18 protein-coding genes are annotated in these 14,168 nt (G+C 70.0%); 17 read left to right on the top strand and 1 reads right to left on the bottom strand.

Translation table 11 applies throughout. The features are described 5' to 3' along the window. Window positions 1-26: 26 nt before the first annotated feature. Together ffh and BLT23_RS18455 are read left to right on the top strand one after the other, a co-directional pair. Window positions 27-1,586: a signal recognition particle protein gene (ffh, locus tag BLT23_RS18460; RefSeq protein WP_090051010.1), complete on the top strand. Its 1,560-nt coding sequence runs from the start codon at window positions 27-29 to the stop codon at window positions 1,584-1,586. Window positions 1,587-1,588: 2 nt separating this feature from the next. Beyond that, window positions 1,589-2,644, top strand: a complete 1,056-nt coding sequence (locus BLT23_RS18455) for an amidohydrolase family protein (protein WP_090051009.1) — start codon at window positions 1,589-1,591, stop codon at window positions 2,642-2,644. A gap of 6 nt (window positions 2,645-2,650) precedes the next feature. On the opposite strand, the gene BLT23_RS18450 is transcribed toward BLT23_RS18455, so the two are convergent. After that, a complete protein-coding gene (locus BLT23_RS18450) occupies window positions 2,651-3,127 on the bottom strand; it encodes a carboxymuconolactone decarboxylase family protein (RefSeq protein WP_090051008.1) in 477 nt (158 codons plus the stop codon). Window positions 3,128-3,207: 80 nt separating this feature from the next. On the opposite strand from BLT23_RS18450, the gene BLT23_RS18445 reads away from it, so the two are divergent. From BLT23_RS18445 to BLT23_RS40790, 15 genes are all read left to right on the top strand, one after another. Further along, the gene (locus BLT23_RS18445) at window positions 3,208-4,152 is read left to right on the top strand and encodes an RNA polymerase sigma-70 factor (protein WP_176946805.1); all 945 of its coding nucleotides are present in this window, start codon (window positions 3,208-3,210) and stop codon (window positions 4,150-4,152) included. A gap of 431 nt (window positions 4,153-4,583) precedes the next feature. Then, window positions 4,584-5,360: a CPBP family intramembrane glutamic endopeptidase gene (locus BLT23_RS18440; protein ID WP_090051006.1), complete on the top strand. Its 777-nt coding sequence runs from the start codon at window positions 4,584-4,586 to the stop codon at window positions 5,358-5,360. Next, window positions 5,360-6,091 carry a LamB/YcsF family protein gene (locus BLT23_RS18435; RefSeq protein ID WP_090051005.1) on the top strand — a complete coding sequence of 244 codons (732 nt, stop codon included), beginning with the start codon at window positions 5,360-5,362 and terminating at the stop codon, window positions 6,089-6,091. The genes BLT23_RS18440 and BLT23_RS18435 overlap by 1 nt, the downstream gene beginning before the upstream one ends. A gap of 123 nt (window positions 6,092-6,214) precedes the next feature. After that, window positions 6,215-6,652 carry a 30S ribosomal protein S16 gene (rpsP, locus tag BLT23_RS18430; RefSeq protein WP_090051004.1) on the top strand — a complete coding sequence of 146 codons (438 nt, stop codon included), beginning with the start codon at window positions 6,215-6,217 and terminating at the stop codon, window positions 6,650-6,652. Further along, the gene (locus BLT23_RS18425) at window positions 6,649-6,888 is read left to right on the top strand and encodes an RNA-binding protein (protein ID WP_030468017.1); all 240 of its coding nucleotides are present in this window, start codon (window positions 6,649-6,651) and stop codon (window positions 6,886-6,888) included. The genes rpsP and BLT23_RS18425 overlap by 4 nt, the downstream gene beginning before the upstream one ends. 19 nt (window positions 6,889-6,907) lie before the next feature. Continuing rightward, on the top strand, window positions 6,908-7,423 hold the full coding sequence (rimM, locus tag BLT23_RS18420; RefSeq protein WP_090051003.1) for a ribosome maturation factor RimM: 516 nt from the start codon (window positions 6,908-6,910) through the stop codon (window positions 7,421-7,423). Continuing rightward, the gene (trmD, locus tag BLT23_RS18415; protein ID WP_090051002.1) at window positions 7,413-8,159 is read left to right on the top strand and encodes a tRNA (guanosine(37)-N1)-methyltransferase TrmD; all 747 of its coding nucleotides are present in this window, start codon (window positions 7,413-7,415) and stop codon (window positions 8,157-8,159) included. The genes rimM and trmD overlap by 11 nt, the downstream gene beginning before the upstream one ends. 153 nt (window positions 8,160-8,312) lie before the next feature. Next, the gene (rplS, locus tag BLT23_RS18410; protein ID WP_090051001.1) at window positions 8,313-8,672 is read left to right on the top strand and encodes a 50S ribosomal protein L19; all 360 of its coding nucleotides are present in this window, start codon (window positions 8,313-8,315) and stop codon (window positions 8,670-8,672) included. Window positions 8,673-8,675: 3 nt separating this feature from the next. After that, a complete protein-coding gene (gene lepB, locus BLT23_RS18405; RefSeq protein ID WP_090051000.1) occupies window positions 8,676-9,416 on the top strand; it encodes a signal peptidase I in 741 nt (246 codons plus the stop codon). A 4-nt stretch (window positions 9,417-9,420) separates the two neighbouring features. Next, window positions 9,421-10,284, top strand: a complete 864-nt coding sequence (gene lepB / locus BLT23_RS18400) for a signal peptidase I (protein WP_090050999.1) — start codon at window positions 9,421-9,423, stop codon at window positions 10,282-10,284. Continuing rightward, complete coding sequence (locus tag BLT23_RS18395; RefSeq protein ID WP_090050998.1) at window positions 10,281-11,075, top strand: ribonuclease HII; 795 nt, start codon at window positions 10,281-10,283, stop codon at window positions 11,073-11,075. The genes lepB (BLT23_RS18400) and BLT23_RS18395 overlap by 4 nt, the downstream gene beginning before the upstream one ends. Beyond that, entirely contained in the window at window positions 11,075-11,398 is a 324-nt protein-coding gene (locus BLT23_RS18390; protein WP_090050997.1) for a DUF2469 domain-containing protein, read from the top strand. Before BLT23_RS18395 ends, BLT23_RS18390 begins: the two co-directional genes overlap by 1 nt. Window positions 11,399-11,560: 162 nt before the next feature. Then, on the top strand, window positions 11,561-12,022 hold the full coding sequence (locus BLT23_RS18385; RefSeq protein ID WP_090051209.1) for a YraN family protein: 462 nt from the start codon (window positions 11,561-11,563) through the stop codon (window positions 12,020-12,022). Window position 12,023: 1 nt separating this feature from the next. Continuing rightward, window positions 12,024-13,547: a YifB family Mg chelatase-like AAA ATPase gene (locus BLT23_RS18380; protein ID WP_090050996.1), complete on the top strand. Its 1,524-nt coding sequence runs from the start codon at window positions 12,024-12,026 to the stop codon at window positions 13,545-13,547. 428 nt (window positions 13,548-13,975) lie between these two features. Continuing rightward, entirely contained in the window at window positions 13,976-14,125 is a 150-nt protein-coding gene (locus BLT23_RS40790) for a hypothetical protein (RefSeq protein ID WP_176946804.1), read from the top strand. Window positions 14,126-14,168 lie beyond the last annotated feature (43 nt).

Genomic DNA, 14,168 nt, shown 5'->3' with positions numbered 1-14,168 from the left:
GCGCGCCGTTGGCTAGTCTGGAGGGCGTGTTCTCCACGCTTTCCGACCGGCTGACCACGGTTCTCCAGGGCCTTCGCGGCAAGGGCCGGCTCAGCGACGCCGACATCGACGCGACCGCCCGCGAGATCAGGGTCGCCCTGCTCGAGGCCGACGTCGCGCTGCCCGTTGTGCGCGGCTTCATCGCCAAGGTGAAGGAGCGCGCCAAGGGCGCGGAGGTCCACCAGGCGCTGAACCCGGCGCAGCAGGTCGTGAAGATCGTCAACGAGGAGCTCGTCAACGTCCTCGGCGGCGAGACGCGGCGGCTGAACCTCGCGAAGAACCCGCCGTCGGTGATCATGCTGGCGGGTCTGCAGGGTGCGGGCAAGACGACGCTCGCGGGCAAGCTCGCCAAGTGGCTGAAGGGCCAGGGGCACACGCCGCTGCTCGTCGCGGCCGACCTGCAGCGCCCGAACGCCGTGACGCAGCTGCAGGTCGTCGGTGAGCGCGCGGGCGTGCCCGTGTTCGCCCCCGAGCCCGGCAACGGCGTCGGCAACCCCGTCGAGGTGTCGCGCCGCGGCATCGAGGAGGCCAAGGCCAAGCAGCACGACATCGTCCTCGTCGACACGGCCGGCCGGCTCGGTGTCGACGAGGAGATGATGCAGCAGGCCATCGACATCCGGGCGGCGGTGAACCCGGACGAGGTCCTGTTCGTCGTCGACGCGATGGTCGGTCAGGACGCGGTCAACACGGCCACGGCGTTCCGCGACGGCGTCGGCTTCACCGGTGTCGTGCTCACCAAGCTCGACGGCGACGCCCGCGGTGGTGCCGCGCTGTCGGTCCGCGAGATCACCGGCCAGCCGATCCTCTTCGCGTCCAACGGCGAGAAGCTCGAGGACTTCGACGTCTTCCACCCCGACCGGATGGCCTCGCGCATCCTCGGCATGGGCGACGTCCTCACCCTGATCGAGCAGGCCGAGCAGCACTTCGACCAGGAGCAGGCCGAGAAGGCCGCGCAGAAGCTGCACACCGGCCAGCTCACGCTCGAGGACTTCCTGGAGCAGATGCTCGCGATCCGCAAGATGGGCCCGATCGCGAACCTGCTCGGCATGCTGCCCGGCGCCGGTCAGATGAAGGACCAGCTCGCGATGCTGGACGAGAAGCATCTCGACCGCATCCAGGCGATCATCCGCGGCATGACCCCGGCCGAGCGGGACGACCCGAAGATCATCAACGCGTCCCGCAGGCTGCGCATCGCCAACGGCTCCGGCGTCAAGGTCAGCGACGTCAACGACCTGGTCAACCGCTTCTTCGACGCCCGCAAGATGATGGCGTCGATGGCCGGCCGGATGGGTGGCTACGGCCCCAGCAAGAGCCGCAAGGGCAAGAAGGGGAAGAAGGGCAAGGGCGGGCGCGGCCCGACCCCGCCGAAGGTCAAGGGCGGCATGCCCGGCATGTTCGGCGGCATGCCCGGCGGGCTCCCCGGTGGCTTCCCCGGCATGCCCCCCGGCGGCCTTCCCGACCTCGGCGGCAGCCTGAACGAGCTGCCGCCCGGCTTCGACCCGACGAAGTTCAAGTTCGACGACGGCGACGGCAAGAAGAAGAAGTGACCATGCACCTGCGCGGCGTCGTCCTGCCGGACGGCGAGCCGCGAGACCTGTGGGTCGTCAACGGCCGCGTCCGCACCCAGCCCGTGCCGGGAGCGGACACCGTCGTCGACGGGGGCTTCCTCGTCCCGGGCCTGGTCGACGCGCACTGCCACGTCGGCCTCGGCCCGCAGGGCGGCGTCGAGCTGCCGGAGGCCGTCGAACAGGCGCTGACCGACCGCGCCGCGGGCACGCTGCTGATCCGCGACTGCGGCTCGCCGGTCGACACCACGCCGTTGCAGGAGCGCCTCGACCTGCCGCGGATCATCCGCGCGGGCAGGCACATCGCCAAGCCGAAGCGGTACCTCCCGCACATCGGCGTCGAGATCGAGACCGACCTGCCTGCCGCCGTGGCCGAGCAGGCCGCGCGCGGCGACGGCTGGGTCAAGCTCGTCGGCGACTGGATCGACCGCGGCGAGGGCGACCTCGCTCCACTGTGGACCGATGACGAGCTGGCGGAGGCGGTCAAGGTCGCCCACGCCGCCGGAGCCCGCGTCACTGCCCACGTGTTCGGCGAGGACGCCCTGCCCGGCCTCATCAACGCGGGCATCGACTGCATCGAGCACGGCACCGGCCTCACCGACGACACGATCTCGCTGATGGCCGAGCGGGGCACCGCGCTGGTGCCCACGCTGATCAACATCGAGACGTTCCCCGGCATCGCCGACAAAGCCGGCAAGTACCCGGTATACGCGAACCACATGCGCGACCTGCACGCCCGCGTCGCCACCACGGTCGCGTCCGCGATCGAGGCAGGCGTCCCCGTCTTCGCGGGCACCGACGCGGGCGGCGGCATCCGGCACGGCCGCATCGTCGACGAGATCGTCGCGCTGCACCGCGTGGGCATGAGCGCCTCGGACGCCATCGGCGCCGCGTCGTGGAACGCCCGCTCCTGGCTGGGCTTCCCCTCGCTCACCGAGGGCGCCGCCGCGGACATCGTGGTCTACGACGCCGACCCCCGCGAGGACCTGGAGGTCCTCCGCTCGCCGCGCATGATCATGCTCAGGGGTCGCGTCTACTGACGCTCCCTACTGGGCGGCCGCGAGTGCCCCCACCTGGTACGAGCCACCCTTCTGCCCGGTGCTGACGGCCATCCGGTTGGCCGCGTTGATGAGTCCCACCAGGACCACCAGCGCGGCCACCTGCTCGTCGTCGAAGTGCTTGCGCACACCGGCCCACGTCTCGTCGCTCACGCCCTCCCGCGCGAGCACCGTGGCCTCCTCGGTGAACGCCAGCGCCGCCTGCTCGGCCTCGGTGAACACCGTCGTCTCCCGCCACCCCGCGACCAGGTGCAGCCGCAGCGGGTCCTCACCCGCCGCCACGGCCTCCTTGACGTGCATGTCCAGGCAGAAGCCGCAACCGTTGAGCTGGCTGGCGCGCAGGTTGACGAGCTCGGCCGTCGTCACCGGCAGCGACGACTGGTGCACCGCCTGACCAAGCGCGGCGAACCGCTTCGCGAGCTTGCCGCCGGTCTCGGTGCCGAAGATGTCGAAACGCGGTTCCATCGGTTCTCCTCGTTCGTCGTTGCACTACGACCACGAGATGCCGTGCGCCCCACGCCCGTGACACACCTTCGTTGTGACCCATGCCACTGTCACACTCCTCTGTGGAGCGGCGTCTCGTGGAGAGACTCGTTCACGAGGGGGACCCGATGCCGGACACCGCGACCGACTCGTTCGTGAGCCATCGCAACCTGCTCTTCACGATCGCCTACGAGATGCTCGGCTCCGCCGCCGACGCCGAGGACGTGCTGCAGGAGACGTGGCTCAAGTGGGCGGGCGTCGACCACGCCGAAGTCGAGAACCACCGCGCCTACCTCGTCAGGATCACCACCCGCCAGTCCCTGACGAGACTGCGCACCCTCGGCCGCCGCAAGGAGTCCTACGTCGGCCCGTGGCTCCCCGAACCCCTCCTGACCGCCCCGGACGTGGCCGAGGACGTGGAACTGGCCGACAGCGTCTCGATGGCGATGATGCTGGTCCTCGAAACCCTGACCCCGGCCGAACGAGCGGTGTTCGTCCTCAGGGAGGTCTTCGCCCTCGACTACGACGAGATCGCCTCAGCCGTGGACAAGACCCCCGCGGCCGTCCGCCAGATAGCCCACCGGGCCCGCTCCCACGTAGCGGCCCGCCGCCCCCGCGAGGTCGTGACCCAGCAGGAGTCCCGCGAGGCACTGGCAGCCTTCCAGCGCGCCACCGAAACGGGCGACCTCCAAGCCCTGCTCGACCTGCTCGCGCCCGACGTCGTGTTCCTCGGCGACGGCGGCGGCGTGAAGCAGGCCGTGCCCCGCCCCGTGGTCGGCGCGTCGAAGGTGGCGCGAATGCTGCTCGGCGGCCTGGGCAAGGCGTCCGGCTGGTCCGTCGAGTCCGCCCCGGTGAACGGCTACCCGGCCCTCGTCTTCCGGTTCGGCGGCGAGGTGGACACCGTCGTCGCGCTGCGCGTGGAGGGCGGGCTCATCTCCGGGCTGTACGCGGTGCGCAACCCGGAGAAGCTCTCGCACATGTGCCGGGAGACGCCGCTGCGCCGGTGATCGGGTGCTGGGCGGGGCGGACTCAGGCCAGCCCGTCCCGCTTACGTTCCCGGCCCGCCCGTGCCCCGGCCCGCCTGCCCGAAACCGCCCGGACACCCCAAGCCCGTTTCATCACAAATCCACTCAAACGTGTTTATCCCGCGCGTCGAAGGCGATCCGTGAAGAGGAGACGGGACATCCGGCGGCGACCCGATCTGACCATCTTTTGGCCAGGCGCTTGGCCCGGTTCTGTCGGTGCCGCAAAGTAGCCTCGGATTCGGGGGCGGCAGCGTCCCCCAAGGGGGGACCGAGGTCCCCACTCCAAGCGTATCGCGAGGTACCGACACTTCTCGGCGCCTCACACACCGTCGAGCGCGAGGTGAGCCGATCATGTGGGTGTCGCAGCCGGAGCTTCACCGGCAGGTAGCCGCGGCGTGACTAGATTGCAGAGCGTGAGTGAGCCGGAGTCCCTGAAGCCCAAGCGCGGCTTCCTCGAAAGCGTGCGGGACATCAGCCGCAACCCGGAGCCCGAACGGGTCGGCCAGCGCTGGGGGTTCGGCGCTTTCCTCCTCGTCGAGGCGATCTTCATCCTCAGCGCCGTGTTCATCACGGCCGTGGCGAAGCAGTTCGGGGTGAGCCTCCTCGACTCGATCCCGCTGGTCCTGATCGGATCGATCGTGCCGACCGTGCTGGCCGCGGGCACCGCGATCGTCATCACCTACGTGCGCGGCAACGGCCCGAAGATCGACCTGCGGTTCAGCATGACCAGGGAGGACCTGGCGATCGGGCTCAAGCTCGGCATCCTCGGTCTCGTCCTCACCTACACCGCCGCCACGGTCTGGGCGAAGGTCGTCGGCGAGCAGAACGCGACGAGCGCCGTCGGCGACCTGCTGAGCGGCGCGAACCTGCCGCTCTCCGCCGCGATCACGATGTTCCTCTACGTGAGCCTCATCGGCCCGGTCTGCGAGGAGATCATCTACCGCGGCCTGCTGTGGGGCGCCGTCGAACGCCAGGGCTGGAGCCGCTGGGCCGCGTTCGGGCTCACCACCATGATCTTCGCGATCGGCCACTTCGAACCGCTGCGCACGTCGCTGCTGCTCGTCATCGCCATCCCGATCGGCATCGCGCGCCTGCTCACCCGCCGGCTCGGCGCGAGCATCGTGGCGCACGTGATGAACAACTTCCTGCCCGGACTCACCCTCCTGCTCGTCTCCGCCGGAGTCATGTGATGGACCTGAACAGCGACCTCGGCGAGGGCTTCGGCATCTGGCGGCTCGGCGACGACGCGGCGCTCCTCGGCGTCATCACCAGCGCGAACGTCGCGTGCGGCTTCCACGCGGGCGATCCGTCGACCATGCGCAAGGTGTGCGAGGAGGCCGCGCGCAACGGCGTGCGGATCGGTGCGCAGGTGTCCTATCGCGACCTCGCGGGGTTCGGGCGCCGGTTCATCGACGCCGACCCCGGTGAACTCGCGGACGAGGTGCTCTATCAGATCGGTGCGCTCGATGCGTGTGCGCGAGCAGCAGGCACCGAGGTCGTGTACGTGAAGCCGCACGGCGCGCTCTACAACGCGACGGTGCACCACGAGAAGCAGGCCGAGGCGGTCGTCAACGGCGCGAAGGCGTTCAAGGACCTGCCGATCCTCGGTCTGCCGGGTTCGCAGTTGCTCGCCAAGGCCGAGAAGGCGGGACTCCGCGCCGTGCAGGAGGCGTTCGCCGACCGCGGCTACACGCCCGAGGGCACGCTGGTCCCGCGCGGACGGCCGGACGCCCTGCTCACGGACACGGAGCAGATCGTCGAACGCGCCAAACGGCTCCAAGACGGCGAGCTGGTCGCCGTGGACGGCACGGTCATCAAGACCAACGCGGAGTCGCTGTGCGTGCACGGCGACACGCCCGGAGCGGTGGAACACGCCCGCGCCGTGCGGGAGGCGCTGGGCGACGTGACGCCGTTCGCCTAGCCCGATTCGGAATCACCCACCCCCGTCTGGCAGAATTCACCGCTGTCCGTCGCGGTCGGCCCCCTCTGCCCGGGCCGCGGCTGTGCGAACCACCAACACAGAGTCTCGAGGAGTACCAGGCCAATGGCCGTCAAGATCAAGCTTCAGCGTCTCGGCAAGATCCGCCAGCCGTACTACCGCATCGTGGTCGCCGACGCGCGCACCCGTCGCGACGGCAAGGCCATCGAGACGATCGGCAAGTACCACCCGAAGGAAGAGCCGTCGTTCATCGCGGTCGACTCCGAGCGCGCGCAGTACTGGCTGGGTGTCGGCGCGCAGCCGACCGAGTCGGTCCAGCGCCTCCTCGAGATCACCGGTGACTGGCAGAAGTTCAAGGGCCTGCCGGGCGCCGAGGGCACCCTGAAGGTCAAGGAGCCGAAGACGTCGAAGGCCGACCTGTTCGCCGCCGCGCTCGCCGCCGCGAACGAGGAGCCGATGACCGAGGCCACCACGCCGAAGAAGAAGTCGGCCAAGAAGGACGACGCCCCGAAGGCCGATGAGGCGACCAAGGACGAGGCGTGAGTTTGTTGGCTGACGCCCTCGAACACCTCGTTCGCGGCATCGTCGACCACCCGGACGACGTCCGGGTGAACCTCGTCACGACCCGCCGCGGCCGCACCCTCGAGGTCCACGTCCACCCGGACGACCTCGGCAAGGTGATCGGTCGTGGCGGTCGCACCGCGACGGCTCTGCGCACCGTGATGGCCGGCATCGGCGGTCGCGGCGTGCGGGTCGACGTCGTCGACACCGACCGCTGAGAACGAGTTCCCAGGGCAAATGGACGTAGTTGTCGGCCGTGTGGCCAAGGCGCACGGGATCACCGGCGAACTCGCCGTCGACGTGCGCACCGACTCCCCCGAGATGCGTTTCGCGATCGGGGCGACGATGCGGGCCAAGCTCCGCGACGGCACGTCTCGAAGCCTCACCGTGTCAGCCGCCCGGCCTCATGCCGGGCGGCTGCTCGTGCGTTTCGAGGAAGTCGTCACCCGCGACGTCGCCGAGACGTTGCGCGGCACGGTGCTGCTGGGCAGCACGGACGACCTCCCGCCGACCGGCGACCCCGACGAGTTCTACGACCACGAGCTCGAAGGTCTCGCGGCCGAGCTCGCCGACGGCACGAAGGTCGGCACGGTCAAGGAGGTCGTCCACGGGCCCGGCGGCGAGCTGCTGGTCGTCGTGATGGACGGACGCGAGGTGCTGGTCCCGTTCGTGCGCGAGATCGTGCCCACCGTGGACGTCCGCGGTGGACGGGTCGTGCTCGACCCGCCAGAGGGCCTGCTCGATGCAGATTGACGTCGTCACGATCTTCCCCGAGTACCTGGCGCCGCTGCGTGCCGCGTTGCTCGGCAAGGCGATCGACAAGGGCCTGATCAGCGTCGGCGTGCACGACCTGCGTGACTGGACGCAGGACGTGCACAAGGCCGTCGACGACAGCCCGTACGGCGGTGGCCCCGGCATGGTCATGAAGGCCGACATCTGGGGTCCCGCGCTCGACGACGTGTGCACGGACGAGACGCGTCTCATCGTGCCGACGCCCGCCGGACGCCCGTTCACGCAGGCGCTCGCACACGAGTACGCGAGCGAGTCGCACCTCGTGTTCGCGTGCGGTCGTTACGAGGGCATCGACCAGCGTGTGGTCGATGACGCCGCACGGCGCGTGCGTGTCGACGAGGTGTCCATCGGCGACTACGTGCTGGTCGGCGGAGAGGTGGCCGTGCTCGCCATCGTGGAGGCGGTCGCACGGCTGCTGCCCGGTGTGCTCGGCAACCCGAAGTCGCACGCCGAGGACTCGTTCCAGGACGGCCTGCTCGAAGGCCCGAGCTACACGCGCCCGGAGGTGTGGCGTGAGCTCGCCGTGCCGGACGTGCTGCGGTCGGGCAACCACCGGCTGATCAACAGGTGGCGGCGTGACCAGTCGCTCGCCCGCACCTTCGAACGACGTCCTGACCTGCTGGAATCGTTGTCCGAGGACGCGCTCGACAAGCACGACAGGGCGTTGCTCGCCCGCCTGCGAGAGGGCGGCGAGTAGCCCGATTTCATTCCGGAGTGCCTGGTCTGGCACACTGGAACAGTTGCCGCAGCCGGTGGTCGTACCGGCATGCGCTCCAAGCCGACCCCCATCATGTCGTGCACAGCCATGGAACATGCTCTGGGGAGTTCAAGACACACGTGAGGACCACCGATGAACATCCTGGACGCACTTGACGCCCAGTCGCTGCGCTCCGACGTCCCGGCCTTCCGCGCCGGCGACACGCTGAAGGTTCACGTCCGCGTCATCGAGGGCTCGCGCGAGCGCGTCCAGGTGTTCCAGGGCGTCGTGATCCGCCGCCAGGGCGGCGGCATCCGCGAGACCTTCACCGTCCGCAAGGTCTCCTTCGGTGTCGGCGTCGAGCGCACCTTCCCGGTGCACTCCCCGAACATCTCCGAGATCGAGGTCGTCACCCGCGGTGACGTGCGTCGCGCGAAGCTGTACTACCTGCGCGAGCTGCGCGGCAAGGCCGCCAAGATCAAGGAGAAGCGCGAGGCCCGTCCGGTCTCCTGACCGTTGGCTTCGAGCACGGACGACTTCGAGGACGCCTCCGCACCGGACGAACCGGAGCGGGGGCGTACTCCTGTTTGGAGAGATGTTCTCTACGTCGTCGTGACGGCCGTCGTGCTGACGGTGCTGATCCAGGCGTTCGTGGCGCGGGTCTACGTGATCCCCTCGGCATCGATGGAGCGCACGCTGCACGGCTGCACCGGCTGCGAGAACGACAGGGTGCTGGTCGACAAGCTCGCCTACCGGTTCGGCGACGTCGAACCGGGTGAGGTCGTCGTGTTCCGCGGCCCCGAGGCGTGGACGTCCAGCGAGTTCCGCAACCCGCCGTCGGCGAACCCCGTCGCCCGTGTCGTGCAGAACGTCGGTTCGTTGCTCGGACTCGCGCCCGCCAGCGAGCGTGACTTCGTCAAGCGCGTCATCGCGCTCCCCGGACAGACGGTGATGTGCTGCGACGAGCAGCACCGTGTCGTCGTGGACGGCGAACCGCTCGACGAGCCCTACGTGCACTGGCAGGAGGGCAGCTCGCGGGCCGACCACGAGCCGTTCGAGCCGGTCCTGGTGCCGGACGGACGGTTGTTCGTCATGGGCGACAACCGGATGAACTCCACCGACTCGCGCAAGCAGGGCGGCGGGGGAGTCGCGGGCACGGTGCCCGTCGAGAACGTCATCGGCAAGGCCCGGTGGGTCGTGTTCCCGAAAGATCGCTGGAGTGTTGTGTCGGATCACAACCCCCAGCCCCTAGGCTGATCTCGTGGTTGACGTCGATCCAGAGCACACCCCGTCCAGCGACGAGCCGAGTTCGGACGCTTCGGATAAAGCTTCGAAGAAGAAGAAAAAGGGCAACTTCTGGAAAGAGCTGCCCGTCCTCATCCTGGTCGCGTTCGGCCTCGCGATCGGCATCCAGATCTTCCTCGGCCGCGTCTACATGATCCCGTCGGAGTCCATGGAGACGACGCTGCACGGGTGCACGGACTGCTACGGCGACCGCGTCCTGGTCGACAAGGTCACCTACCGCTTCACCGAACCGGCGCCCGGCGACGTGGTCGTGTTCCGCGGGCCGCCGTCGTGGCAGAACGACTTCATCTCCCAGGAGGCGGGCAACCCGATCTCGCAGGGGCTGTCGTGGCTCGGGTCGCTGGTCGGCCTGCCCTCGGCGAACGAGGAGGACTTCGTCAAGCGCGTGATCGCCGTCGGTGGGCAGACCGTGAAGTGCTGCGACGACCAGAACCGCGTGACGGTGGACGGCAAGCCGCTGGACGAGCCGTACAAGCACTTCGACGAGGGCGTGCCGGCCGAGCAGGAGTCCTTCGAAGAGCTGAAGATCCCGGACGGGATGCTGTTCGTGCTCGGCGACAACCGCAACCACTCGTGCGACTCCCGCTGCCAGGGACAGGGCGGGCTCAACGGGCTCGTGCCGGTGGACAACGTGATCGGCAAGGCGCGCGTCATCGTGCTGCCGCCGTCGAGGTGGGGCGGGGTCTCCGACCACAACCCGCAGGCCGTCGCGATGGGTGCGCCGGGCTGGCAGGACGCCGCCCCGATGGGCCTGGGTATCGTCGCTGCGTGGCCGCTCCTGCTGCTCGGACGTCGAGTGCGAGACCGATTCCGCCGATGACCATGCTTCTACCGCCCCGTGCCGTCGTGCGGGGCTCGTCGGGGAACTGGGCGCTGCAGAGCACGCTGGAGCGCCGGGGCCTGGGGCCCGTCGCCGGCGTCGACGAGGCGGGACGTGGCCCGTGCGCGGGTCCGCTGGTCATCGCGGCGTGCGTGCTGCGGCCGGGCGACGCGGCGCGGTTCGAGGGCCTCAACGACTCGAAGCTGATGACGGCGTCGGCCCGCGAGCGGATGTACGACCTGGTCCTGAAGCGCGCGGTGGCCCACTCGGTGATCGTCGTGCCGCCCGCCGACATCGACTGGCTGGGCATCCACGTGATGAACATCGAGGGGATGCGGCGCGCGGTCGCGCAGCTGTCGACGCACCCCGGGTACGTGCTGACGGACGGCTTCAAGGTGCCGGGCATGCCCGCGCCGAACGTGGCGGTGCTCAAGGGAGACCAGGCCGCGGCGTGCGTGGCGGCGGCATCGGTGCTGGCCAAGGTCACGCGCGACCGGATCATGGCCGACCTGCACAACCAGTACCCGCAGTACGGCTTCAACGTGCACAAGGGCTACTGCACGCCGGACCACACGGCGGCGTTGATGGAGCACGGCCCGTGTGCGGAGCATCGGTGGTCGTATGTAAATGTGGCAGCGGCGGCTGCCAAGCACGGTCTCGCCGCGCCGCACAGGGTGGCGCGCGCCACGACCGCGGCGGCCGTGGTCCAGAATGATGCAGCCCCGGCTGATGCCGGGGAGCTCGCGACGAGGGAGGGCGCGGAGCAGATGATGACCCGCGCGGAGGCGTAATGAGTGCAGAGGATCTCGAGAAGTACGAGACCGAGATGGAGCTGTCGCTGTACAAGGAGTACCGCGACATAGTCAGCCAGTTCTCGTTCGTCGTGGAGACCGAACGTCGTTTCTACCTGGCCAACTCGGTGGACGTGCAGGTGCGCAACGCCGACGGCGAGGTGTACTTCGAGGTGCGCATGTCGGACGCGTGGGTGTGGGACATGTACCGCCCCGCGAGGTTCGTCAAGAACGTCCGCGTCATCACGTTCAAGGACGTGAACGTGGAGGAACTGGACAAGCCGGAGCTCCGCTTGCCGGAGAGCGGGCCGTTCCCGGGCTGAGCCACATAGCACACCCCACCGACAAAACCGGCGTTTCAAGATCGACAACGGCCGGGTTGTCCACAGCTCCCGAGTTGTCCACAGATTCCCGCCGCCCCGCCCACCCACCCCGTCCCGCCCTGCAAGGTCGTACCCAACGACCCGCACGAAGGCGAGGCAGTGGTGGCACAGGCACCGGCGGAGACCAGGAAGCAGGAGCTCGGGCAGCAGGACCCCGGGAAGCAGGAGCCCGGACGGCAGAAGTCCGGGCGACGGGAGCTCGGGCGGCACAAGTCAGGGCAGCAGGACCTCGGGCGCCGGGGCGAGGACTTGGCGTGCAGGTACCTGGAGGAGCAGGGCCTCGCGGTCCTGTCCCGCAACTGGACGTGCCGTGACGGCGAGCTCGACGTCGTCGCGGTGGAGGACGGCCGCCTGGTCGTCTGCGAGGTCAAGACCAGGTCAGGCCCGGTCTGGGGCCGTCCGGACGAGGCCGTGGACGCGGACAAGCTGTCCCGTCTGCGCCGGACGGCGCTGCGCTGGCTGGCGGCTCACGGCGTCGGCTGGTGCAACGTCCGCGTCGACCTGATCTCGGTCACCTGGCCACCGGACGGCGAAGCGCGGCTGCAGCACCTGCGGGGAGCCTGAGATGGCTCTGGCGCAGGCGTGGTCGGTCGCCCTCTACGGCGTCGACGGCCTGCCCGTCGAGATCGAGGCCGACGTGGGTGTGGGCCAGCCCCGCACCCACCTCCTCGGGCTTCCCGACGCCTCCCTGCACGAGTCGAAGGAGCGGGTGAAGGCCGCCGTCCGCAACAGCGCGGAGGAGTGGCCGAAGCAGCGCATCGTGCTCGGCCTGTCGCCCGCCAACCTGCCCAAGGTCGGCAGCGGCTACGACCTGGCCATCGCCTGCGCCACCCTGGCCGCCGCGGGCTCGGTCCCGCTCGAACGCCTCACGACCACAGCCCTGCTGGGCGAGCTGGCCCTGGACGGCCGCGTCCGCGCGATCCGGGGCGTCCTGCCGTCCCTGCTGGCGGCCAGGCGCGCGGGCCTGAAGACCGCGGTCGTCCCGGCCGACTCGCTGCCGGAGGCGTCGCTCGTCGACGACGTCGAGGTCCTCGGCGCGCTCACGCTCTCCGAGGTCCTGGCGTGGCTGCGCGGCGAACAGACGACGCTCCAGCCACCCCCGCCCGCCACCGGCCCGCCGCACCAGCCGACCCCGGACCTGGCCGACGTGGTGGGCCAGCCCGAGGCGCGCTGGGCGCTGGAGGTGGCCGCGGCGGGCGCCCACCACCTGCTCCTGTCCGGCCCGCCGGGCACCGGCAAGACGATGCTCGCCGAACGCCTGCCGGGCCTGCTCCCACCCCTGACCCGCCAGGAGGCCCTGGAGGTCACCGCGGTCCACTCGGTGGCGGGCGTCCTGTCGTCCGACTACCCGCTGGTGGCCCTCCCGCCGTTCGTGAACGTGCACCACACGACGTCGATGGCGGCCCTGATCGGCGGCGGCAGCGGCATGGCCAAACCGGGCGCCGCCTCCCGGGCCCACCGCGGCGTCCTGTTCCTCGACGAGGCGTGCGAGTTCGGCCAGAAGACGATCGACACCCTCCGCACGGCCCTGGAGGAAGGCGAGATCCGCATCCCGCGCCGCGACGGCATAGCCCGCTACCCCGCCCGCTTCCAGCTGATCCTGGCCACCAACCCGTGCCCGTGCGCCCCGCCCAAGGAGATCGACTGCACCTGCACGGCAACAGTCCGCCGCCGCTACCAGTCCCGCCTCTCCGGCCCCCTGCTGGACCGAGTAGACCTCCGAGTCCACATGCGAGCCACCACAGCGATGGCGAACGCCGACGCCACCCCACCAGAACCCACCGAGGTCGTCCGCGAACGAGTCCTGAAGGCCCGTTCCCGAGCAGCCACCCGCTGGTCGGCCCACGGCCACCACTGGCCGACGAACGCCCAGGTCCCAGGCCCAGCCCTGCGCCGCGAGTTCGCCCTGCCCCGCACCACCACAACCCTTCTGGACCGAGCCCTCGCCACAGGAGCCCTGACGGGCAGAGGAGCCGACCGCTGTCTCAGAGTCGCCTGGACCCTGGCCGACCTGGCCGAGTCCGACCGCCCCACAGCCGACCACGTGGCAGCAGCCCTGAACTTCCGAGAACGCCGAGTCCCCACCTAACGGCCCTCACCACCTACCTGCCGATTCGCCCGGTCCCACCCTCCTGACAGCCAGGCCCGGAGCCCAACACCCCGACTCCTCGCCCGGTGCAAGCCGAGCGGGCGCTTGCCCTCCCCCTGACAAGCGCCCGCTCACCCAACCCCCACGCCAGTCGGCACCACACGCCCGCCTTCACCACACGCCCGCCTTCACCACACGCCCGCCTTCACCACACGCCCGCCTTCACCACACGCCCGCCTTCACCACACGCCCGTCTCCACCACAGCCCGTGGCCGCCTTCCCAAGCAGCCGGGCGCGGAGCCCACTCCCACTCCGCGCCCGGCACCTCCCACAGCCGTTGTCTCGGCCACCAGCCACGGGTCCCGCTCACAACCGGACGCCGGTTCGCCCGAACAAGCCCCCTCAACCCCGAGAACACGGAGTCACCGATGACCGCACTCCTCACCAAAGCCGCACTGGCCACGACCGCTCACTCGCAGCCGTTCACGATCCGCAGACGACGCCCGGACACCAGCCCACCAACTCCCTGGCACCCGGCCCCGTGGCACCGCTGGGTGCCCTGGTGGTGGTTCCAGTGACGACCCCGCCCCCTCCAGCAGACCTACCGGCCCCTCAGCCGAC

Origin of the sequence: Lentzea fradiae (assembly GCF_900100955.1) — a bacterium.
Classification (GTDB): domain Bacteria; phylum Actinomycetota; class Actinomycetes; order Mycobacteriales; family Pseudonocardiaceae; genus Lentzea; species Lentzea fradiae.
Note: the sequence above shows the minus strand (reverse complement) of the source record. Positions and strands in the feature narration are given on the sequence as shown.

What these genes read in the sequence shown, in the direction of transcription:
- BLT23_RS18455 (WP_090051009.1), top strand. Translation starts at nt 1,589, where the DNA reads ATGCACCTGCGCGGCGTCGTCCTGCCGGACGGCGAGCCGCGAGACCTG.
- BLT23_RS18450 (WP_090051008.1), bottom strand. Translation starts at nt 3,127, where the DNA reads ATGGAACCGCGTTTCGACATCTTCGGCACCGAGACCGGCGGCAAGCTC.
- BLT23_RS18445 (WP_176946805.1), top strand. Translation starts at nt 3,208, where the DNA reads ATGCCACTGTCACACTCCTCTGTGGAGCGGCGTCTCGTGGAGAGACTC.
- BLT23_RS18435 (WP_090051005.1), top strand. Translation starts at nt 5,360, where the DNA reads ATGGACCTGAACAGCGACCTCGGCGAGGGCTTCGGCATCTGGCGGCTC.
- rpsP (WP_090051004.1), top strand. Translation starts at nt 6,215, where the DNA reads ATGGCCGTCAAGATCAAGCTTCAGCGTCTCGGCAAGATCCGCCAGCCG.
- rimM (WP_090051003.1), top strand. Translation starts at nt 6,908, where the DNA reads ATGGACGTAGTTGTCGGCCGTGTGGCCAAGGCGCACGGGATCACCGGC.
- trmD (WP_090051002.1), top strand. Translation starts at nt 7,413, where the DNA reads ATGCAGATTGACGTCGTCACGATCTTCCCCGAGTACCTGGCGCCGCTG.
- rplS (WP_090051001.1), top strand. Translation starts at nt 8,313, where the DNA reads ATGAACATCCTGGACGCACTTGACGCCCAGTCGCTGCGCTCCGACGTC.
- BLT23_RS18395 (WP_090050998.1), top strand. Translation starts at nt 10,281, where the DNA reads ATGACCATGCTTCTACCGCCCCGTGCCGTCGTGCGGGGCTCGTCGGGG.
- BLT23_RS18390 (WP_090050997.1), top strand. Translation starts at nt 11,075, where the DNA reads ATGAGTGCAGAGGATCTCGAGAAGTACGAGACCGAGATGGAGCTGTCG.
- BLT23_RS18380 (WP_090050996.1), top strand. Translation starts at nt 12,024, where the DNA reads ATGGCTCTGGCGCAGGCGTGGTCGGTCGCCCTCTACGGCGTCGACGGC.
- BLT23_RS40790 (WP_176946804.1), top strand. Translation starts at nt 13,976, where the DNA reads ATGACCGCACTCCTCACCAAAGCCGCACTGGCCACGACCGCTCACTCG.